We start from the raw sequence: 20,339 nt of genomic DNA, 5'->3' as shown, positions 1-20,339 counted from the left end.
TGAAGCTGTTCGTAGATCTTCCGCACCTAGCTGATATTACGATCGACTAGTTTCTTGATATCCTCATTGTATTCAGAAGCTTTGTTGTGTAATCCGCGAGACTGGATGATCTGCAATTCTTTCAATGATAACTCCACGGTCTCAACTGGAATGCCTTTGACCAATGCGCTGAAGATTAAAGAATCTTGCTTTTTGAAGTAATCACCAGTGAATACACAATGCTTATAAACTTTGCTTTCCCTCACAAACTCCTGTACAGACTCTAAAACTTTCACAGTAACATCACCGCTGACAAAACATAGGCCGAAGAATGCTTGCTTGTCTTTTAGGTACTGCGCTTCGTTTTCCCTTGCTCTTGCGATTTTCCTTGCCTCTGATTGGCGTCGATCCATTTCCCTAACTTTTTTCACATATCGATCGTGTTCTTTCGTTAGGTTTTTAGGGCAGACGTATTTACGACTTCGGAGATCTTTTCTGCACCGCGCGAGTAGCCCAGGTAATCGTAATACATTTGAGCATCCTTGACTTTGTACTTATTTCGGATACAGATCTTGATTGAATCCCAATATCTGTAGGCGCTACCGCTACCGCGTTGTATCTCCTGAAAGAACATAGAAGATTGGCCAACTTTAAGTAAAGTTTCTGCGCGATTGTTATTTTCAATTCGCGTAAAGAATATATATGGAGTGACCCAGTGCAGATCACCTTTAAATCCTAACTTCTTAAATATTGGCAGCACCTTATATCCGGTGCACACTTTGTCTACGCTATACTGATAGGAATATAGTAGTCCGTTAGAGGAGTTGTACTTGCTGGTTACCCAACTATGAAGCAGGTAAGATTCAGGAAGAAGCTTTGAGTTGTGAGGTGTTAGAAAAAGACCTCTACGGAAAAATAGGCAGCCTATGTTGTGGGGAAGCCCAACAACCAACCTCTCCAATATTTTCCTATATTTGCTTAAATTATGAAACTACTTCGATACCTACCAATACTAGTTGCCATGTTGCTAACGTTAATTGGATGCTCCAAGGATGATCCTTACGCCAAGCAGATATTAGGGACATGGGAAATCACGCATTACGATGGCCGAGTTGTAGCAGATCATCCAGCGGAATTTCCTCAGCCTAGAACCATTACTTTTCAGGCAGGTGGTGCATTTCGCGAAACTGGAACTTCCCGTGATGGTTATGGTTCTTATACTATCAATGGTACGGATATCACCGTCTACATGCAAGGACGTGCTGTTTTTACGTTTAAAATAATATCAATTCAAGGTAATACTGCATTTCTAGATGTATATACTGGGAGTAGTGTGATTGGAATCAGAATAAAAAAATAAACTAATGGTGAAGTTACAAGGGGTAATAATGATTGCTGCTCTGATAGTTTTATCTGAAGATTGGTCCACCTGTTTAGCTTTTCTTTAGTCACGACACGGAGAGATGTTATATGAGAGTAAAATCAAAGATATCGTATCAAGAAAATGCTTAAAGTAAAAAAATAAGCAACTCTAATCAGAGTTGCTTACACATTACAAACTATATGTATTGATTTATTAAACAGAAAAACGGATCCAAATTGCCTACTGATATCTGAGTGCATTTTTAATAGTGTCAGCCGATATTTTTTATTATTTGACAGTAATACTAACCGTTATTTGTAACTTTATTTTCATCGAAAGACTTACAAATAACTTACAGATGGCAACTATTAATGCAGTGATTCTAAAGCAGCAGCAGAAGAAGACTGATGGCACTTGGAATGTGAAGATACGTATAAATCATAAATCTTCATCAGTCTATATTGAAACAGAGTCTTATGTCACCAAGGCAAACCTTACCACAAAATTCCAGCTGAAGCAAAGTTTCATTGACAGGTATTTTTCAACTGAGCTTTCGACGTATCGAGAATACATTACACTACTTGGTACCAGAGTTAAGCAGATGAGCGCAGGCGAAGTCAAAGAGTATCTCCTAAGCAAGGAAAGCCGGAATACCGAAATAGATGTATTTGCCGAGATTGATAAGGAGATAATTGTACTCAAAGGGAGGGATACAAAGTCAAAGGCGAGTATCATCACTGCCATGATGAATTATTTAAAAGAGTTTTCTGGTGTAGATCGTTTATCTGCCCAGAAGGTTACACCAAACTTTGTAGACCGATTTTCGGAATTTCTCTCTGTTCAGCCATCAAATCGTGGCGGTTTTATGGCTGCTACGAGCGTGAATACCTATATGTCCCATTTTAAGGCATTCTTTACGAGATTGCGTAAAGCATCAAATGATCCAGTTACAGGATATTTTCCATTGCCATACAACCCTTTTGAAGGAAATAAGGCGAAAGTGGTTGTGGATTCACCCAGAAGAAACTTGTCACTAGAGAGTTTCGTAAAAATTGTCAACTATAAAACGGAGAGTGTTATAGAGCAGCGAGCAAAAGATCTCTTTATGCTTTCATTTTACCTATGTGGTATTAACACCAAGGATATGCTGGTTTACCTAAATGATCCGAAGGCCTCTGAACTCGACTACCGGCGAAGTAAGGTGATGAATAAAAGAAAGGATGGTGGGCGAATTAAGATTATTATACCACCTGAAGCTAAGGGGCTTGTGAAGAAGTACGCAGGAGAATTGCAAAAGAGGTATGTCGATAGTAAGCATTTAAACACTGTACTCCATTCTGGCTGGAAATCAATCTCGGAAAAGATCGGTTTTAAATGCACCATGTATTATGCTAGGCACACCTTTGCTAATGTCGCGCGGCAAATATGTAAGTTCAGTAAAGAAGAAGTTTCTATAGCATTAAATCACAAAACTGGTGCCGACATCACGGATGTATATATAGATCCTGACTGGTCAGTAGTTCACAAAGTGCAGCTAGGTGTGATAGCTGCTGTGGGAGATTACATTAAGACTTCTCATTCTGAGCCTTCATAAGTTGGGTTACCATTTGCTCCATCTTAGCAAGTTTGTTCTCTACCTCCGCAAGGCGGTACGATAAGGACTGCTCTTTGCTGTGGAACCGAGATGCATAGGTTAAATCCGCCACATCCATACCCAGTTCTGCAAGTTTCTTGATCACACCTGCATTCGGGCCCTGTTTCCCGTTTTCAATTCTGGATAGTGTAACGGTAGATATATCTAGTTTACTTTTCAGCTGTTCGGCGGTCCATCCTTGGTCATGGCGGAAGCTTGCGATTAGTTTTCCTACTTCAGTAAAGTCTGTGCTCATTGTGTGTATATGCGTATTGTTTATTCTAGTACTCTTTTTACCACATTATAAATCTGGATCAGATCATCCATTTTCACCTCGTAATCTGGATACCTATTCTTGTCAGGATTAAGAGATCGTAGCGTAATTATGCCATTGTCCAAATCTTGATGCGCTACCTGCTTTACTACGATACCTTCTTGGCGATGCACAAATACGAAGTTAGGCCATGAATGAGTGTGTAATTTACTTTGCCAGTATTGTCTGGAAACTTCACGACACAACATTACGGTACCATCTGGAATAGCCTCCCGAATATCTCCATTGTCCATACTATCTCCTGATGCTTCAATAAACTTGTATGTCCCAGTTACATATTTATTCACAGTAGTAGTATATAGAGGTAGTGTATCGATGTATTCTTGATCTTGATATCCCAATAGGTATCCAGCCTGAGCATGTATTGGAATTAATTCAGCTGTTAATAGGTAGTAGCCAGGACTAATTTCTTTCAGACCCTGATCACTCGGAACTTGTCTGATTTCTCCGATTGCTTTGGCGTTGCTGGTGGTAGGGCTATCCTCTGGAAATGCTTTATTAAACTCTAAATCGGTTGCACCGATAGCTTTAAGAATTACCTTTCCTCTTTCGATAGATTCTGGTGTTGCAAATTCAGCCATTTTCAAAGTTGATATCAATGTCCCGCGACTAAATCCAACATATTGCTCATGATTTTTATCGGTAAGATCTTCTTGCCTAACTCGATATTTTTTCATGAGGGCTTTAATATAATTCCCTTTGTGAAACATGCGTATATGTGTGTGTTCTAAACTATGTAATCTGATTCACAGGTGTTTACATTTTATTGTTTAAAATTATTCAAAAATGTTTAATAAAAAAACAAAATGTTCAAAAATGTTTAATACATTTGTACTGTCAAGTCAAACAAATATAACATTTTACATTGTCCTTGCGCAAGGCATGTACCAATTTTCAAATTTTAAACAAAAATGAACAAAAAAGATGATTGAGGTAACTGATAAGGTATTGCCACCATCCAAAACAAGTTTAGGTGGTATTATGGAGGGGATGGCAAAAGGAGAGTCATTCCCTGTCGAAAATGGTAAGGAAAACAAAGTTCGCCAAATAGCATGGGACTTATTTCACCGAACTAATTTAATCACTGGTAAGCCTATGAGCGAAAAGAAGTTCACTGTAAGACGTGATCCAAATGATGTTGCAAACTTTAGATGTTGGAGGGAAGAATAATGAATACGATACCAATGGATTTAGGTTTGGCAGCTATGCTAAAAGAAGCGGCAAAAGTAGGAGCAAAAGCAGCATTAGTAGAGGCAGGCTTGGAAAGGGAGAACGTCTCGTATAGCTACGCTTGCAAAAGATACGGCAAAGCGCGTGTTGATAGATGGTTGCAATCGGGACAGCTGAATTACCGTCAAGATGTATTCGGGTCGACAAAGCGTGAGCTTAGCAAAGTGGATTTGCAAGCATTGAACTCTGGAGAGGAAATGGTTGGACATATTAAAATAACGTGAACAAATGAAAGAACTACTAGAACAACTACTATCAGAGATTCGTGATTTACGTCAAGTAGTCGCGGAGATCAGAGAAGATGCCGAAGCGGCTGATTTAATTTAAAGCGTATCGTAACAGGAGGCAACCTACAGCGATAACTATTTCAAACGAGGGGTAACCTTCATAAAACTCTAACAAAGAATGAAAGGACGAATTTCGTCACGGGGTGCACAGCAAGGCAGTACACTACCCGAAATCGGCAGAATTAAAGTAGGGGAGAAATCCGCAAAGGGTTTTCCTACATCATTAGACTATTTCCGGGCTACCGGAGATTTCGCAAATAGATTCCACAATCTATTTGGCGACAAACCTACAGAATTACACGTGGCTTTTGTATCGAACGACCTTTCAGAGGTCTGCAATGAACAGTTCGAAGCTTGGGAGAAGGGCAAGCGTTGGGGATATGGTAACGGGGAAACATTTACGGTATGGGATGCCACTGGTGGAGCTGATCGCAAAGGCGGATATATCGCTGACGTGCCAAAGGATGATCCGCGAGTTAAGGCCATCAAAGGATGGGCCCGCACATTAACACTTCGTTTTGTACTGCTTGAAATGAAAGGGATACTTGGGTATTGGACGTTTTCAACGAAGGCGAAAGAAACTACCATTCCCAGCATTGTTAAGGCATTTGATATGGTCATGGAGCGCAGCGGTTCGATAATTGGGTTTCCGTTTTCACTAATGGTGAAGAAAGTGCAATCCTATTCCCCTGGTGCAGCAAAGAATTATCCAATTGTACAACTGGTACCAAACTTCACAGAAGAGACTATTGAAGCGGTACGTGCTTATGTTGAGTCCGGAGCAGACTTGAACCGGCTAACTACAAATATGATCACCTCTGGAAGCCTATTGCAGTTGGGGTCGGGGAGTGTGAGCGGTGCGAATGCAGTTGAGGATGTAGAAGCGGCGGAGGTGAAGTAATGGATCTGCAAGTAAATCTATCAAAAAACCTGAAACTACATTATCTAGAAGAAAATGTAGTGAGTGAAGATAATAAGTTAGTTTCTATCCAATTCAATTTTACATTTTTTGGAGAGTATTGTCATGCTGTTATTTCGAGAAAATGTCTTGAATCTAGCAATGGAAGTGTAGTATTTGCTGAATCTCCTAGCGAATTACATGATTCATTTATTGAATCCATTGAGGATACTCATTGGGATAAACTAAAAGATTATTGGAGAGAATTTGAAACCCAATACAATTGCGAAAATCAAAAACAACAGGAGGACTAACCCATGTCAATTACATTCGAGCATATCAACACGGACTGGTTTAACGATCAAGCCCTCCGTTTACCCAATTATAAAGTAGGTCGTGTAAACTTTGGCCAAGGTCGTAGCTACATCCGATTGAACCAAGACGGTGCGCCAGTAGAATCGCCTTTGCGTCTCTACACAAGCCTAACCACGGCGATCAATGCATGTGCCCCAATGGAACAGCCATTGCTAGAATGGTACGTGAAGCACGGTTTAAAAGAAGCTGGCCGTTTGCTAGAACTGAGCCAGCACTATGGCACTTTGATGCATTTAGAAATCGGCAAGTTCCTAATCAATGGCGAATATGACTTTGATCGCGTTGAGTTTGTCGTAGAAGATTACCTATCCGCAGAGAGTTACTATCAACCCGATACGAAAGAATGGCCTGAAAAGCTACGAAACGATCTGGCTGCGTTCATCCAATTTTACATTGAATATAACATTGTGCCACTCGGCATCGAATATGTATTACTTAGCGATCGAGGTTACGGTACTTTAATCGACCTTGTCTGCGACATGACTATTCAAGTTGATGGCCTAGATTATGATAATCCATATAAGTCAGGACCTCGTAAAGGTGAGCCTCGCGAATGCAAAGTCGATAAAACCATACGGGCAATTATCAACTTCAAATCTGGCCGCCATGGCTTTTACCGTACTAATGGATTGCAACTTGAAGCGGAGCGCCAATTATGGGAAGAGAATTTTCCTGATCTTCCACTAGATGCCGCATGTAACTGGTCGCCTAAAGAATGGAGAGGTGAAACACCAACCTACAATTTCAAAGATTGGACTGGTGATATCACCACTGCAGAAGTAGATGCGGTTATGACTCTTGCTGATATCAGGTATGCAAGCAAAGCTGAAAGCAAAACTTACACGACCATTGGTGGAGTATTCAGTATTGCTGATCGTGAACAAGGTTTGTCTGGTGTTATTCGTAAAGAAGGAATTGGCGAATACGTCGGGCGTAAGTTTGGGCATGCTGCGCCGGATTTGCAGCCGATAACACGGCCTACCGCTAAGTCCAGCTCTCCTGCACTTACAGAACCAACCTCCAACCCTTTACCATTCTAAATCATGAGCACCACACAACCCAATACGGCAATCATGCCGTTCACTCAAACAGACCTGCAAAGTGCAGGATCTGTCTACGAGACAGCAGTAGGTTTTCAAGACAAATACCGCGCTAAGCAGGTCGCACTGCTCGCCAAAGCAGCTGCCAACGGAGATAAGCTTCCGAAAGAATTGGATGATGAGCTGATGAATTGGCAAGTCTCCGCTAAAAAAGCGGTAAAACATATTGAAGAGCAGCGCAAACCATTCACAGAAAAAGCACATGCTTTCATCAAAGCATTTACCGGTATTGAAAATACGTTGGGTAAAGAGCTGTACGATCCAATACAGCAGCTGCGCGATCGTAGTGCCAAAATACATGCAGAAGAAGCTGCCGCGGCACGAGCCAAAGAACAGGCAGAGCTGGCCGCAAAGCAAAAGCGAATAGATGATATCGCGCAATTGGAGACTCAACTCCGCAATGGCTATGCAGCACACTTAACGAACGTCAAGCAGACGATGCTTACTGTCTACAGTGGAGCCAAAATCGAGCAAATTGATGAAGCAATGGACGCGCTACAGCAGTTCGTTGGAGCTGCGCTATCCGAAGAGTCGTGGCAAGCAATCACTTTGATAGGCGATGCTGACCTGATCAATGAAGTTCGCACTCAGAAACGATTCGACGCCTGTGATGATCATTTTACGGCTGAGGTCAGCAAATATGCGGAGTACCTGCTTTCACTTATTCCACAGCGTCGCGAGGAATTAGAAGCAGGAGTGGCCGAGAGTAAAGCAGCTGCGGAACTCGCTCGCAAACAGGAACAGGAAGCCGCTGCCGCACAACTTGCGGCCCAACAAAAAGCAGATGCCGATGCGGCCAAAGCTAAGCAGGCAGCAACTGTTACTGTTATGGTAGCTCAAGCAAATCGCGATGTTGAAGCGCCCAGGGCAATTGAGTCTTACACCATAGCTGTAGGCAGTGTAGACGGTTGGCGTGCAGTCGTGGAATATTATCTGACCAATAGCGGTGCCAGCGCGGATGGACTAGGAAAGATCAAGTTGGAACAGATGGCAAGCTACGCCGAACGCCAAGCGAAAGCTACTGGAGAAATGATCACGCATTCTGATGTGACGTACGAACCGAAATACAAAGCCGTTGCTCGAGCCACAAAAAGAAAGGTCGCGTAATGGTATTCGCGATAAAAGTGATTGTTGTGATGGCGGTTTTTCTAGCGATCGGATACCGAGAACGTAAAACGGATAAGAATAAGTAAACATCAGGTGCGAACTGAATGTTCTACCAATAACAGAATTGTATAATTAAAAACCAAATAGAGATGTCGAATAGAACATTAACAGGGTCAATTGCCCTAACAAAATTGCCTCAGGCTGTTATCGTTGACAAAAAGAATAAGGCCGGAGAGATGGTGAAATGTGTTTTGCTTCCAATCGAAGGAAACAGCATGACCGAAAAGGATGGGGCCGTGTACATGGATGTGCGTGTCGTTCTTCGTGAAGAACAAGATCAGTATGGCCAGAATGGATTTATCGCCAAGTCACTTCCCACTGAGGTTTACAAGGCCAATAAGGACAACGAGAAATGGATCAATGATCACCAGCCGATTTTGGGTAACGTGAAAGATTGGTCGCAAGGCAGTAACTCCGCTCCGGCAGAGACGATTGATGACGACGACGACTTGCCGTTTTAATCGCAAAGCATAAGCAGTGAGAGTGGAAGGCAAACCCTTTCACTGCTTCTTTTAATTAATCTCTAACAACCATCCCTGTCGCGTTCATCTGCGGTGGGATAAAAGAATTATACAATGCAAAATCATCAGATTTTTTGCACGCCATCCACGTGGAAGGGGGTAGCGGCATGAAAGTGACTACACCAATTAAGTTACGTCCATATCAGCAGTCTTTTGTAAACAACCTTGCTATTGCTTTGCGTGATCATCGCAGAGTAATTGCGTGCGCGCCTACAGGATCCGGAAAAACCAAGATGTTTATTGAGGTTGCTCGCAAGGCGACTGCCAATGGCCGCGCCGTGGTGATCATCAGTGAGACGTCCAAGATATATGATCAAATCATCAATGAGGCTGGAGGTCACGAGATTGCCAAGGGTGTTAAGCATGTCTCAATTCAGGGAGGTGAGCTTTATATTGCTATGGCGCAAACGCTGACCAGACGGCCGCTCATCCTGCATCAACTTGCTGCGCTTGAATTTCCTCCACTGATCATTGTTGATGAAGCGCACATCGGCACGCCTTCTAACATCATTCGTCAATTGATAGAGGTAAGCAATCCCTACATCCTCGGATTTACTGCTACTCCAGATGGTCGTGTAGCTAAGCACTTGGCTGAGTTATACAACACCTGTGTTACATGCTGCCAAGTCGACGAATTGATCCAGCAGGGCTTTCTGTGCTCGTACCAGCATCTCGCTCGGACTAAAGCAGATACTGATATTCTGGAATTGCGCAATGGTGAGTATACCGAGCAATCACAGGCCGCTGCTTTCTCGACCGCTGCTGTCTACGACGGTATTTTCGATGATCTACGCACCACCCCATTCACCAAGTGCATGATTTTCGTTGCATCAATCAAGCATGCGCGGGAAATGAACCAGCGTCTGCTAGCGGAAGGTTTTGCTTCTGTTGAATATCATAGTCAGCTGGAGAATGGAGCGTATCAGCTTGCAAAATTCACGCAACTAGGCGAGGCCAATATATGTGTTTCAGTGGCTAGCCTTACTAAGGGATTCGACTGCCCATCTGTGGATTTGGTAATCCTTAACCGAGCCACTACCTCGTTGCCACTATATCTTCAAATGATTGGACGTGGGTCACGACCGGTATGGTCTGAAAACGGCACTCAGGTGAAGAGCCACTTTCGTGTTCTTGATTATGGCGGGAACTGGGAACGCCATGGTTTATACTTCGAGGATCGTGATTGGGAAAACATGTGGGAAGTAAAAAAGCGTAGCAAAAAAGGTGAAGGTGTTGCGCCGGTGGCCCTATGTCCGCAGTGTGAATCGATCATACCAACTACGCAGCGCATTTGCCAGTTCTGCGGACACGAACGTCCACTTACCGCAAAAGAATTGGAGCAAGGTGAGCTCGTAGAGGTTACGCGCCATTATACTGATCTGGTTGGTCGTAGAGTAAGTGAGCTTTCGGCTAATGAACTCGCCGTGTATGCAAAAATGAAAAAGAAGCAGCCTTTCGCCGCGCGCGTAGCTCGAGCAAAAGATCAAGAGCGTCAAGGTTTCCTTGAAGCGTTCACCGCTGCTATGGGATACAAGGCCAGCTGGGTTGATCATCAGCGCAAAATGATCGGAGCAAGTAAGGTAGAGTTTGTAGATATAACATTGGTATAGGGATGGCTGTTGAGTTGGCGAATATTTGGGCTGAAATACTGCCATTAATTAAAGATGGCGTTTCTCTGATCGCAGTAAGAGAGAAAGAAGAAAAGGGGAGGCCGGCAAAAACTCCGTACGGATTCTGGAGTGAATACCAGTCGCGTAGAGCAGACGAGTCCGAGTTATGGCAGATTATGGAGAGCCATGATACTAATGCCGTAGCTGCGGTATGTGGGGCGATTTCGGGGAATCTGGAATGTATTGATATCGATAGTAAGTACTATCCAGGTATCGATGCGCAGCTGCTTGCGGACATCAATAAATTCTATCCTCATCTATTCACACGCCTACGCATTCACCGCACGCCAAGTGGAGGGTACCATATCCTGTACCGTATCAAAGATGGTCTTGCCGAGGGCAATCAAAAACTTGCTGGACGGCCTGCAACGGATGCGGAACAGCAGGCGCAACGTGATCGCGGAGCCAAAAGGCCAAGTAAAACTGTAAACTTTCTTGAGACTCGGGGAGAAGGTGGGTATTTCCTATATCCGCCATCGATGGGGTATAGCGTTCATCAATCCAATCCTATTCCTGTTATAAGCTGGGAAGAGCGGTGCAGTTTAATCAACCTATGCAGAACATACGATGAAGTGGTGCGCATCGCACCAATGCCAAAGCCAACCCAATCGCAAGAATCGTATTACACAACAAATCCATTCGAAGATTATAACTATCGGTGTGATCCGTTGGAATTAATGCAATCACAAGGATGGTCCTTTCTTCGCGAAAATCAGAGGTTCATATGGTTTACGCGTCCGGATAAAACAGAGGGTGTTTCAGCCAGCTGGAATAAAGACAAACGTGTCTTCTATATTTTCACCACTTCTACGGACCTAGAAGGAACGCGCGGTTATAATCCTGCGACCTTATTGGCAGAGTTCACCTTCGATGGCGATAAGAAGAAGGCATTCCGCTATTTAATAGATAATGGATTCGGTAAGGTCAAGCGTGCGGTTGAACAGTCAATTATTAAAAAAGCTGCTATCAATGGCACGGCGGCAGTTCCTGCTAACTTCTCACCAGAAGCTCATTTGGAGTTTGCCCAACTTCAACAACAATATCAACAGCAGCACCCACATGGCATATTTTGGGAGTATGATGATAAAGGTAAATTCGTAATTAGCCGACAAGATTTTCTCCACGTAGCTCGAGAGCTGGGCTTTAGAATGTACAAGTCTGAAGCTGTTCAAATTAACGGAAACTTTGTAGAGCGCGTATCACTTGTACAGTTTTTCGATTTAATGAAAGACTATATTCAGGAGGAAGAAGTTGACGTATACACCGATATCTGCAACGCCTATGAAAAGTTTATTCAAGCTTCAGGTAGGTTCATACTTGATTCGCGATTAGAAAAATTCGATGACACTGATTGTGTCCAGGATTCTAGCGACATGTGCTACAAATTCTATAATAACGTTGCGGTGCGGATCACCGCAAGTTCAATTACATCAATCGAGTATGATAAAATCGAGGGATATATTTGGGCAGATAAGATGCTCTCACGGAACTACCAAAAGGACGCTACTGCGAGCGATCTATATGAGCGATATCTAAAAAATGCTACTGGCGTTGGAGACAATGGCCGCGTCAAGGACTACGTTCGTAATATCATTGGCTTTCTATGCCATGACTATAACTCCCCAATTAGCCTGTATGCAATCATCCTTACGGAAATGGTTAATGATCCGCGCAAAGGAGGAGGGAGTGGTAAAAACATATTTGTCAACCTATTAAAGAATTTTATTGGTGTAAGTACAGCGTCTGGAGCTATGATAAAGTGGGATGATAAGTTTTATGCCGTTTGGAATGACGCCTCTAGAATTTACTTTATACCCGATATTCCGCGCAAAATCAATTGGGAATTTATCAAAAGTACAATCGAGGATCCCTATATAAATAAGAAGTACAAAGGCGAGTATTCGGTAAATATTCAGGATTCCCCAAAGGTAGTTTTCAATACAAACTACTCGTATGAAGATAGCGATGGTGGACTTGGTAGACGTTTCCGGCCCGTAGAGTTCACCGATTACTATACTGTAAATGGTGGGGTAGATGTGGTGCACGGTAAACTATTTCCTGACGGTTTCGACAATGCGGAATGGAAAGGTTTTGATGATTTCGTGCTTGGATGCATTAGGTACCATCTTAGTCAGGGATGTAAAATAGAAAAGATTGATCTGTCTAATAATGGATGGGAAAAGAAATTCACGATTCAGTATGGCGAAAAAACTTTAGAGTTTATCAGTGATAATATCACCTCGTGGCTTGCTTCCGATTATGTTGAGGTGTCCAGCTTCCAGAAGTCATACGATGATTATGTGGCTACTGAATTGAAAGAAAAATATAAGTTAAGCCAACGAACTCTGAATAGTGCTGTTCGGGATTTTTGCGATCGGCATGAAATAAATTTTGACCAGTCGGTCGTGAAAAAAATAAATCATACCACTAAAAGGGTGCACGTCTTCCAGGGAGAACTTAAATGCGTGATTGAAACATCTGGGGAGAAGTACCCATTTTAAATAAAATATAAAAAAGTACAAAAATGTTTAAAATTGTTTAAAATTTTAATATATTTGTATCATAACAAAGAGATAGAAGGGGGAGGCAACCCCCAACTATCAAAAATGTATCAATCTCTAACAAAGAATAAATACAATGCAAAGTAAACAAAATCTAACAAAGCAAACAACTCCGGAGGCAAACGGGGTTGTTTTACAAAATGCAGATCTGCTTCCAGAGCTCAATGCTGAAGAAATCCAAATGGTGGTTGCTGACTACCAGAGGGACACCCACACCAAGATTTGTCCGCAATGTGAAGTTGAAGTATCAGCTGACAATCTAGTATATAAGACAGATCATCCTGCTTCATCTGATGAGCCAGAATATGGACATACTGAATGTCCACACTGTGAAACCGACGTCAGCTCATCTGATTTAGAAAAGCCGACTTTTGATTACTGGTTAAAGCTTACCGCATAACCATGCCATCTCCAAAGGTTATTGTTGGTCATCTTCATAGTGAGGGTGGCCGGCAGGATGGCGCGCGTCGTGTTGCAAGGGATTTTGATCGCGGTATTAATAGGTATCAGGAATTAAACAAAAGACGGGCAAAGATCCAGCAGCGCACAATTGGTGAGGAGCTAGATGCCGAGGCAGACGTTCTCGAGTTTATAAAGGGAATCTTGGTGTTTGTGTTGATTGTTGCGGCTGCTGTTACCATTTTCTACTACTTTAGCAAATACACTTCATAGCTATGGACACATATACACAGTGCCCAGAAGCGTTCTGCAAATGCGGGCTAACCATTTTATATGTTTCTGGCAAGCCACACCGAGGGTGTAAACTAAACTGTGTCAAGTATAGATTTTTTATATTAGACACATAACAATGGAAAAAGAGGGATTTGACTTTGAGCGCTTCAAAGAAGAAGCAATGAAAAGCCTGTATGAAGGCAAGAAAATGGGTGGTACTGATGGTGTTTTTGCTCCAATGCTGAAACACCTTCTTGAAAGTATGCTTGAAGGTGAGCTGAATCACCATCTACAAGAAAATAAAGCATCTGGCGAGCTCAATCGTAAAAACGGGAAGACCAAAAAGACGGTACGAAGCCTTCAGTCTGGTCATTTTGAACTGGAGAGTGGCCGTGATCGAAACGGCACTTTTGAGCCTAAGATAATTCCCAAGCGCCAGTTAATCATTACTGATGAACTGGAAGGAAACGTGATTGCCATGTATGCTAGAGGCATGAGCACACGAGATATTTCGGGCTATGTGAAAGAAATGTATGCGATGGACATATCTGCTACGGAAATATCCAACATCACCGACAAGGTCATTCCTGCGATGAACGAATGGCGCAATCGCCCACTTGAATCAGTATATCCCTTTGTTTTTCTGGACTGCATGCATTATAAAGTTAAAGACAACGGCAGTGTTCAAACCCGTGCAGTATACAATATACTTGGGGTAAATCGGGACGGACGAAAAGACCTAATCGGTATTTATCTTTCAGAAAATGAGGGTGCGAAGTTCTGGCTTTCGGTACTGACCGATCTGAAGCAGCGGGGCGTAGAGGATATCCTAGTTGCCTGCATCGACGGCTTAAAGGGTTTTCCCGATGCTATCGAAGCGGTATATCCCAAAACCCAGATCCAACTTTGCATAGTTCATCAGATACGTTCAAGTCTTCGATATGTCCCGGAAAAGGATAAAAAGGCTGTTGTTGCAGATTTAAAACCTATCTATCAGGCCATCAATCAGGATCAAGGCTACGAAAAGCTCTTAGAATTTGATGAAAAATGGGGCAAGAAGTATCCACTTTCGGTAAAGGGGTGGTTGGATAATTGGGGGAATCTTTCTACTTATTTTGAGTATTCACCCGAGATTCGAAGAGCTATTTATACGACAAATGCTATCGAGGCAATGCACCGGCAGGTTAGAAAAATCACGAAAACGAAGGGAGCATTCACCTCGGATCAGGCACTGTTAAAACTAGTTTATCTCACCATTAAGGATATATCCAAGAAATGGACTATGCCTATTCGAAACTGGGGTTTGACAATGCAACAATTACATATTAAATTTGGAGATAGAATTAAGGCCTTCGGCAACTCTTTTTAGGGTTCGCACTCGAGGCTTTCAGCCTCTGAGCACGAACCCTAAAAAGAGTGACGTGACACAGTTCGCTTTACACTCCCGCCACACCTTTTCAATGGCCGTAAATTAGTACGCTTGCCAAGAGCTCCGTGATCAGCGGAGTTTTTGCGTATAGTGGTTTTTGTTGAGTTTGCGGTGAGGGTGTAATAATTAGTAGACAGATTATTGACTCGTTAATTGTTTTTTTATTTGACGGTATTTCGTTATTTTGCAATGTGGAGGAACAAGGATATATAGAGTTGAGGATAGATAACCTTCAAAAAGGACTATCTCCTAAAGATATCGATATTAGCGACGTTAAGTCAATATTGTTTGATATTGAAACTTTCTTGTATCCTACAAAAGAGGATAAGAAAACTAGACCGCACATCTCTTATGACCTCGAAGAAGGTTCCGCTAAGCATAAGTTCTTCTTGCCAATATCGGCTATTATACTCTTTAATGGACTAACATCGGAGATACAAAAGCGGGGCAGCATTGACTTCCTTGATTACAAAAGACAAGAAGTGATCGACCGTTTTCAACGATATGCAATTCAAAAGGGATTGACTATTGAATTTAATTCATCTCTTAGTTCAGATACGACGCTTGTTGTGGGAACAAATACTGACTTTGTATTAGTTTCTCCCAAATTCTATGAAAGTGAATTTTATCTCTATGGAGAGATATATCAAGAAGGAGGGAAGACTCCAAATATTCATATCTCCACGTCTGAGTATGGCAATTTAGCGGTATCAGCTACAAAGGCACAGATAATGCAAGGGGACAAAAAGGCATATAAGCCTTATGGAATCAAGGCAAGCGGAAAAAAAAGCTTGGAGGATGGAAAAGTTTATGATCTGAAACTGCTAGAATTTATTGATTATAAACCAGTGTATAATAAATCCTTGTTAGATAGAGCTATTGAAAGTGCCTCAAATAATCTGAGTAAAATCAAGGATTTGGATAAATGGATAGAGAATTTACGAGCAGATGGTATTTAGACTATGATAAGTACGATAAAGTCAGTTTTGCTTGATAATTCATTTGTTACTAGGCTTCTCAAAAAAGACGATGACTATCATGATCGCGTAGTTCAATACTTCAAATATTTCGCGGATCATGGAATAACAATGTATTTATCTACTATTGTTGTAAGTGAGTATTCAGTAGCCGATGATCCAGCAAATTTATTATCACTAAGTACTTTTCGATTGCTGGAATTTGACTATCATGACGCTAAATTGGCTGGTGAACTACGAAGTTGTCTAAAAGGCGACACTACTGCCAACACGCCTGGCGAAAGAAACATTGTTATAAATGATCTTAAGATTTTTGCGCAGGTTGAAAATAGGGGGATAGATGCCTTCATTACGAAAGACGCTAAGGCACATAAGAAAATGTATACTCCATTAAAAAATGCGGGGAAGATCAGTTTTCAATATCTGGATCTTACGACTCCTTTAAATGAACTTTTAGGTGAACTTTTCTAGTAGGTATATCAAGTCGAAGAACTCGAACTATTTGCTAATATCCAATTTGATGTCAGTCGTGAGATGATTGCAACCTTCCCTAAAGACTTTAAGGTGTAATTTTTTATAGTGTCGCACAGACATGATGTGCCACTGCCACCCACCCTTCCCCAAATATTCATCTATCTATATAAAAAATTATGGTTCTATGCAAGATTTTCTTGAGGTCACTTTGTTATGGTAAACCGTAAAGTACAGTGCGACCTATTTTCCTATATTTGCTGAAATTATGAAGTTATGAAATTAGCAAATTACCTGATGTTGGCGAGTATAGCTTTGTCTATATCCTCGTGTAATTCTGTGTCACAGGACGAATACGAAAAGGTTGAATCCGAAAATGTAAAATTAGCGCTGGAGAACAACAACCTAAAGAAAGAGTTGGATGAATTACTCAATGGTTCAGAGCGTCTTTTGAAAGAAGGGAAGAGTGCATTTGAAAAATCAGAGTTTAATATCGCGAAAGACAAATTAAGCAAACTTGTATCTAAACATCCTATGTCTTCTGAACACCGTGAAGCGACTATTTTGCTTGCTAAAGTAGATGAAGCGATCTCGGCTCAATTGAAAAAAGAGCAGGCCGAGAAATTAGCTAAAGAAAATGCAGAAAAGCAAAGGCTAGCAAATGCTGTCAAAAAGCTTCGAACTTCCAAAGATGATATGAAAGATATCACTTGGTATTATGATAGGTCTACGCCAAAGAGTGCCAATTATAACAGCTTTCATATATATATGGGATCTAAAAATGGTGGAATACCTTGGCTCAGATTATGTATTCAATACACGTCTGATGATTGGCTATTTATCGAGAAATATTTAATAAAGACTGATAACGCTACCCATACAATTTACCCTGGTCGGGAAGTTGAAAGAGACAATGGCTATGGCGATATTTGGGAATGGTATGATTCAGAAATGACTGCTGAATATTATAAGATTATAAAGGACATTATTGCAAGTAAATCAACTCGTTTACGTAGCGAAGGAAAGCAGTACTATAAAGATCGCACGATTACAGCAAAAGAGAAAGAGGGACTCAAAAATGTCCTATATGCATACGAGGCTTTGGGTGGTAAACTTCAGTTTTAAATAATGAAAAGAATAAAAGGAATAGTATTGGTGGTTGTGGGGGTGCTGTGTTTTGGTGAGATGTAGCATTACGGGAAAGCGTAAGCCATACTGATATATAATTTCTTATATTCGCCAAAAATCAAACAAACATTATGAAATACAACCTACAATTTAAAGTACTTACACTTATCGCATTATTATTTGTTGGCTGCTCGAAAAGCGAGGAGACCAGTAGCGTAATTAATCAATCCGAAGTTAAACTAAAATTCGACCAAGAATTTGTTTTCACCGTTTCAAACGCAGCTTCAGTTCAGTGGACTTCAAGCGATCCATTCGTTGGAACGATTGACAATTCTGGAAAGTTCACTGCTGAGCACATTGGCGAGACAACTATAACAGCAAACTTTGGTGGACGTTCAACGATGGCAAAAGTAATAGTTGAACCTTACGTAGCGGGCATTACAGAACCATTATATGGTCAAGCTATTTCTAAAGGTGATGTCAAAGCATTTGAAACACGGAGTCTTACTTGGGAAACCTCCACTAGCTTAGCCTATGCTGGGGGATCTCCAAAAGAAAGTGACCTAATGTATCTATGGCAAGACAGGGGTGTTTGGAATGGGAGTTATATAACTTTTAACACTACATTTAGTGAAGCTGATGCAGATACTTTCTATTCTGAGCGGTATATTAAAGTGTCAATGACTTCCTCGGAATCTAATTATAAAACTCAAGATAATAAAACTATTATCAGGTTGAGGATAAACAAATCAAACGGTCATGACGCGTATTATCACGTCAATTAATGTTAAAGATATCGAAGAAGCATAGAATTTTTATGAAGTAGTGACCGAATAAAATCTTAATCCCATAGCAAAATATTGATTTATGTTACAGAATTTAATTAAAAACAATGCTCTTGTAATAATCATTTGGTTAACTGCTTTTACAGCTAGTGGACAGGAGCTTGACAGTTTGGCAATTATTGAACGATCAAAGGATCTATTCAAAAAAGTTCATGTAGATTTAACATTCAAAGATCCTTATAGCTATGAATTGCTGAAAATTGAAGCAAGTCCTGTTAGCTTAAAGGAGAAACTTGAATTCGACATATCAGTCCTAAAGCGCGTTCGAAACTCATATGAAGTTGATAGCACTTACACTTATTCTGATATTTCAGAAGCGAAAAGTAAACTCGAAAAACAACAAAAAATACTAAAAAAGGGAGAGAAACTGAAAGCTAAAAACCCTGAGAAGTATTTTGAGAAGTATAGCTCAAATATTAGACTATACGAGGATGCGCTTAAAGATGTGGAGAGCTTAAGATCTATGATTACGGATTCAGATAAGCAAATTAGTATTAAAGGAGATATTCTTCGTAATGGTGGTTTAGAGCTTAATAATACCGAGCAATGGCGCATAAGTCTTGACTGTTACGGCGCAAATAGCTACGGAAATAAGGTTTTAGGACAGTATATTTTCAAAGTCAGCACTAGCGGTGCGCTTATCGGAGAGTTTATTAAAACTAATTAAAATATGATAATTTTGGAACGTTTTATTGAATAGTAATATGAGAACAGTAGTCTTTTTGATTGCAATACTTGTCTGTAATGGATTAAGGGCACAAGAAATCACAGATCGTTATAAGATATACGGCGGTCCGTACGTGTCAATAGATGGTGTCCGTCCAATCGGTTACTCAGTTTCTGATGGGGATATCACTGTGGTAATAGAAGAAATAACAACACATTCTATTGAGCTTAAAATTCACAATAAAGGCTCAAAAGTAGCGGAGGTGAATTTTGAAGAAAGCTACTTTGTTTCTGGCGGCGAATCGGGTAAAGCAATACCTGGAGAAACAATGGGGTTTGAGGTAAACCAAATTATACAACCTCGGAAAGTGGCCCCAGATAGCTGGGTGAAAATCGGATTGTACAGTAAGACTTCACATGACCGAAACCAATCTACGCCTATATTCAGCGATTCAAGAGCGAAAATGAAGTTTAATAATGGATCTGAACGTGATCACGTTTATCTCAACATCGTGGTCGACATTATAGAAGGCAAATTCGATCATAAGTTCGATTTTACTGTAGTTTCTAAAGGTGAGTTTAAAAATCTAAGTAAAAAAGGTGATAAAATATTTTGATATAAAAAAATCAAACCTATACTTAGCATATTGCTAATGGAATTACTTAGATACATGGAAATGAGTAGTAAGCACAAGCGATTACAGTAACGATAGCAATTTATTACAAGCCCCTTTTTAGGGGTTTTTTTATGCTTCAAACTATCATAACTACCGCACGTTTTTTTTGGCAAAAGTTACAGGTTTAGCTTCAAGGTTACAGGAAGGTTACAATTAAGGTTGTAACCCCAAACAGACCTTAACACTTATTAAAAACACTTTTTTTTAAGGTTACAGGAGTTACAGCATTTTTAATAGGAATACTCTAAAAAAATAAATGCAACAATGTAATGTTTATAAAACATCAATATTCCTATAGGGTAAACGTTATCACATTAATGTTTTTATAGAGGTTTGTATAAATAGGGGTTTTTCTG

General features: G+C 41.0%; 23 protein-coding genes and 2 pseudogenes. 21 read left to right on the top strand and 4 right to left on the bottom strand.

Going from position 1 to position 20,339, the window contains the following annotated elements:
• Positions 1 to 26 precede the first annotated feature (26 nt).
• Positions 27 to 422, bottom strand: a pseudogene (locus AC3IRT_RS08125) (PcfJ domain-containing protein); the annotation flags it as partial.
• Positions 423 to 430: 8 nt separating this feature from the next.
• On the bottom strand, positions 431 to 739 hold the full coding sequence (locus AC3IRT_RS08120; protein WP_489395892.1) for a hypothetical protein: 309 nt from the start codon (positions 737 to 739) through the stop codon (positions 431 to 433).
• 225 nt (positions 740 to 964) lie between these two features.
• On the opposite strand from AC3IRT_RS08120, the gene AC3IRT_RS08115 reads away from it, so the two are divergent.
• Complete coding sequence (locus AC3IRT_RS08115) at positions 965 to 1,339, top strand: lipocalin-like domain-containing protein (protein WP_489395891.1); 375 nt, start codon at positions 965 to 967, stop codon at positions 1,337 to 1,339.
• Positions 1,340 to 1,700: 361 nt separating this feature from the next.
• Complete coding sequence (locus AC3IRT_RS08110; protein WP_489395890.1) at positions 1,701 to 2,936, top strand: phage integrase SAM-like domain-containing protein; 1,236 nt, start codon at positions 1,701 to 1,703, stop codon at positions 2,934 to 2,936.
• Here AC3IRT_RS08110 and AC3IRT_RS08105 read toward each other — a convergent pair.
• Together AC3IRT_RS08105 and AC3IRT_RS08100 are read right to left on the bottom strand one after the other, a co-directional pair.
• Positions 2,908 to 3,231 carry a helix-turn-helix domain-containing protein gene (locus AC3IRT_RS08105; RefSeq protein WP_489395889.1) on the bottom strand — a complete coding sequence of 108 codons (324 nt, stop codon included), beginning with the start codon at positions 3,229 to 3,231 and terminating at the stop codon, positions 2,908 to 2,910. The genes AC3IRT_RS08110 and AC3IRT_RS08105 overlap by 29 nt on opposite strands.
• Positions 3,232 to 3,251: 20 nt before the next feature.
• Entirely contained in the window at positions 3,252 to 3,986 is a 735-nt protein-coding gene (locus tag AC3IRT_RS08100) for a S24 family peptidase (protein ID WP_489395888.1), read from the bottom strand.
• A gap of 247 nt (positions 3,987 to 4,233) precedes the next feature.
• Here AC3IRT_RS08100 and AC3IRT_RS08095 point away from each other — a divergent pair, with 247 nt between their 5' ends.
• The 19 genes and pseudogenes from AC3IRT_RS08095 to AC3IRT_RS08005 all read left to right on the top strand — a co-directional run bounded on the left by AC3IRT_RS08095 (position 4,234) and on the right by AC3IRT_RS08005 (position 19,923).
• On the top strand, positions 4,234 to 4,479 hold the full coding sequence (locus AC3IRT_RS08095; RefSeq protein ID WP_489395887.1) for a hypothetical protein: 246 nt from the start codon (positions 4,234 to 4,236) through the stop codon (positions 4,477 to 4,479).
• Positions 4,479 to 4,763 carry a hypothetical protein gene (locus AC3IRT_RS08090; RefSeq protein ID WP_489395886.1) on the top strand — a complete coding sequence of 95 codons (285 nt, stop codon included), beginning with the start codon at positions 4,479 to 4,481 and terminating at the stop codon, positions 4,761 to 4,763. Before AC3IRT_RS08095 ends, AC3IRT_RS08090 begins: the two co-directional genes overlap by 1 nt.
• 181 nt (positions 4,764 to 4,944) lie before the next feature.
• Positions 4,945 to 5,727 (top strand): recombination directionality factor, encoded by a 783-nt coding sequence (locus AC3IRT_RS08085; RefSeq protein ID WP_489395885.1) that lies wholly within the window; start codon positions 4,945 to 4,947, stop codon positions 5,725 to 5,727.
• Positions 5,727 to 6,038: a hypothetical protein gene (locus AC3IRT_RS08080; protein ID WP_489395884.1), complete on the top strand. Its 312-nt coding sequence runs from the start codon at positions 5,727 to 5,729 to the stop codon at positions 6,036 to 6,038. Before AC3IRT_RS08085 ends, AC3IRT_RS08080 begins: the two co-directional genes overlap by 1 nt.
• A gap of 3 nt (positions 6,039 to 6,041) precedes the next feature.
• Positions 6,042 to 7,139 (top strand): hypothetical protein, encoded by a 1,098-nt coding sequence (locus AC3IRT_RS08075; protein ID WP_489395883.1) that lies wholly within the window; start codon positions 6,042 to 6,044, stop codon positions 7,137 to 7,139.
• 3 nt (positions 7,140 to 7,142) lie between these two features.
• Positions 7,143 to 8,306, top strand: a complete 1,164-nt coding sequence (locus AC3IRT_RS08070) for a hypothetical protein (RefSeq protein WP_489395882.1) — start codon at positions 7,143 to 7,145, stop codon at positions 8,304 to 8,306.
• Positions 8,307 to 8,455: 149 nt separating this feature from the next.
• The gene (locus tag AC3IRT_RS08065) at positions 8,456 to 8,827 is read left to right on the top strand and encodes a hypothetical protein (protein ID WP_489395881.1); all 372 of its coding nucleotides are present in this window, start codon (positions 8,456 to 8,458) and stop codon (positions 8,825 to 8,827) included.
• A gap of 167 nt (positions 8,828 to 8,994) precedes the next feature.
• Positions 8,995 to 9,408: pseudogene (locus tag AC3IRT_RS08060) on the top strand (DEAD/DEAH box helicase); the annotation flags it as partial.
• 66 nt (positions 9,409 to 9,474) lie between these two features.
• Positions 9,475 to 10,497, top strand: a complete 1,023-nt coding sequence (locus AC3IRT_RS08055; RefSeq protein ID WP_489396116.1) for a DEAD/DEAH box helicase — start codon at positions 9,475 to 9,477, stop codon at positions 10,495 to 10,497.
• Positions 10,498 to 10,499: 2 nt separating this feature from the next.
• Complete coding sequence (locus AC3IRT_RS08050) at positions 10,500 to 13,058, top strand: bifunctional DNA primase/polymerase (RefSeq protein ID WP_489395880.1); 2,559 nt, start codon at positions 10,500 to 10,502, stop codon at positions 13,056 to 13,058.
• Between the two features lie 136 nt (positions 13,059 to 13,194).
• Positions 13,195 to 13,518 (top strand): hypothetical protein, encoded by a 324-nt coding sequence (locus tag AC3IRT_RS08045; protein WP_489395879.1) that lies wholly within the window; start codon positions 13,195 to 13,197, stop codon positions 13,516 to 13,518.
• Between the two features lie 2 nt (positions 13,519 to 13,520).
• Positions 13,521 to 13,790, top strand: a complete 270-nt coding sequence (locus tag AC3IRT_RS08040; protein WP_489395878.1) for a hypothetical protein — start codon at positions 13,521 to 13,523, stop codon at positions 13,788 to 13,790.
• Between the two features lie 136 nt (positions 13,791 to 13,926).
• Positions 13,927 to 15,159: an IS256 family transposase gene (locus tag AC3IRT_RS08035; protein WP_489393422.1), complete on the top strand. Its 1,233-nt coding sequence runs from the start codon at positions 13,927 to 13,929 to the stop codon at positions 15,157 to 15,159.
• Positions 15,160 to 15,410: 251 nt separating this feature from the next.
• Entirely contained in the window at positions 15,411 to 16,178 is a 768-nt protein-coding gene (locus AC3IRT_RS08030; RefSeq protein ID WP_489395877.1) for a hypothetical protein, read from the top strand.
• Positions 16,179 to 16,181: 3 nt separating this feature from the next.
• Positions 16,182 to 16,667 (top strand): type II toxin-antitoxin system VapC family toxin, encoded by a 486-nt coding sequence (locus AC3IRT_RS08025; protein ID WP_489395876.1) that lies wholly within the window; start codon positions 16,182 to 16,184, stop codon positions 16,665 to 16,667.
• A gap of 276 nt (positions 16,668 to 16,943) precedes the next feature.
• The gene (locus AC3IRT_RS08020; protein WP_489395875.1) at positions 16,944 to 17,792 is read left to right on the top strand and encodes a hypothetical protein; all 849 of its coding nucleotides are present in this window, start codon (positions 16,944 to 16,946) and stop codon (positions 17,790 to 17,792) included.
• Positions 17,793 to 17,926: 134 nt separating this feature from the next.
• Complete coding sequence (locus tag AC3IRT_RS08015; RefSeq protein ID WP_489395874.1) at positions 17,927 to 18,580, top strand: Ig-like domain-containing protein; 654 nt, start codon at positions 17,927 to 17,929, stop codon at positions 18,578 to 18,580.
• An 82-nt stretch (positions 18,581 to 18,662) separates the two neighbouring features.
• Positions 18,663 to 19,307 carry a hypothetical protein gene (locus AC3IRT_RS08010; RefSeq protein ID WP_489395873.1) on the top strand — a complete coding sequence of 215 codons (645 nt, stop codon included), beginning with the start codon at positions 18,663 to 18,665 and terminating at the stop codon, positions 19,305 to 19,307.
• Positions 19,308 to 19,344: 37 nt separating this feature from the next.
• Positions 19,345 to 19,923, top strand: coding sequence for a hypothetical protein (locus AC3IRT_RS08005; protein ID WP_489395872.1), 579 nt, complete (start codon positions 19,345 to 19,347; stop codon positions 19,921 to 19,923).
• Positions 19,924 to 20,339 lie beyond the last annotated feature (416 nt).

This window comes from Sphingobacterium sp. KH_072 (assembly GCF_057837975.1).
Note: the sequence above shows the minus strand (reverse complement) of the source record. Positions and strands in the feature narration are given on the sequence as shown.

Bases quoted from the DNA above. Each gene is read 5' to 3' on its own strand.
- AC3IRT_RS08115 (WP_489395891.1), top strand. From the start codon at position 965: ATGAAACTACTTCGATACCTACCAATACTAGTTGCCATGTTGCTAACG.
- AC3IRT_RS08110 (WP_489395890.1), top strand. From the start codon at position 1,701: ATGGCAACTATTAATGCAGTGATTCTAAAGCAGCAGCAGAAGAAGACT.
- AC3IRT_RS08105 (WP_489395889.1), bottom strand. From the start codon at position 3,231: ATGAGCACAGACTTTACTGAAGTAGGAAAACTAATCGCAAGCTTCCGC.
- AC3IRT_RS08100 (WP_489395888.1), bottom strand. From the start codon at position 3,986: ATGAAAAAATATCGAGTTAGGCAAGAAGATCTTACCGATAAAAATCAT.
- AC3IRT_RS08095 (WP_489395887.1), top strand. From the start codon at position 4,234: ATGATTGAGGTAACTGATAAGGTATTGCCACCATCCAAAACAAGTTTA.
- AC3IRT_RS08090 (WP_489395886.1), top strand. From the start codon at position 4,479: ATGAATACGATACCAATGGATTTAGGTTTGGCAGCTATGCTAAAAGAA.
- AC3IRT_RS08085 (WP_489395885.1), top strand. From the start codon at position 4,945: ATGAAAGGACGAATTTCGTCACGGGGTGCACAGCAAGGCAGTACACTA.
- AC3IRT_RS08080 (WP_489395884.1), top strand. From the start codon at position 5,727: ATGGATCTGCAAGTAAATCTATCAAAAAACCTGAAACTACATTATCTA.
- AC3IRT_RS08075 (WP_489395883.1), top strand. From the start codon at position 6,042: ATGTCAATTACATTCGAGCATATCAACACGGACTGGTTTAACGATCAA.
- AC3IRT_RS08070 (WP_489395882.1), top strand. From the start codon at position 7,143: ATGAGCACCACACAACCCAATACGGCAATCATGCCGTTCACTCAAACA.
- AC3IRT_RS08065 (WP_489395881.1), top strand. From the start codon at position 8,456: ATGTCGAATAGAACATTAACAGGGTCAATTGCCCTAACAAAATTGCCT.
- AC3IRT_RS08050 (WP_489395880.1), top strand. From the start codon at position 10,500: ATGGCTGTTGAGTTGGCGAATATTTGGGCTGAAATACTGCCATTAATT.
- AC3IRT_RS08045 (WP_489395879.1), top strand. From the start codon at position 13,195: ATGCAAAGTAAACAAAATCTAACAAAGCAAACAACTCCGGAGGCAAAC.
- AC3IRT_RS08040 (WP_489395878.1), top strand. From the start codon at position 13,521: ATGCCATCTCCAAAGGTTATTGTTGGTCATCTTCATAGTGAGGGTGGC.
- AC3IRT_RS08035 (WP_489393422.1), top strand. From the start codon at position 13,927: ATGGAAAAAGAGGGATTTGACTTTGAGCGCTTCAAAGAAGAAGCAATG.
- AC3IRT_RS08025 (WP_489395876.1), top strand. From the start codon at position 16,182: ATGATAAGTACGATAAAGTCAGTTTTGCTTGATAATTCATTTGTTACT.
- AC3IRT_RS08020 (WP_489395875.1), top strand. From the start codon at position 16,944: ATGAAATTAGCAAATTACCTGATGTTGGCGAGTATAGCTTTGTCTATA.
- AC3IRT_RS08015 (WP_489395874.1), top strand. From the start codon at position 17,927: ATGAAATACAACCTACAATTTAAAGTACTTACACTTATCGCATTATTA.
- AC3IRT_RS08010 (WP_489395873.1), top strand. From the start codon at position 18,663: ATGTTACAGAATTTAATTAAAAACAATGCTCTTGTAATAATCATTTGG.
- AC3IRT_RS08005 (WP_489395872.1), top strand. From the start codon at position 19,345: ATGAGAACAGTAGTCTTTTTGATTGCAATACTTGTCTGTAATGGATTA.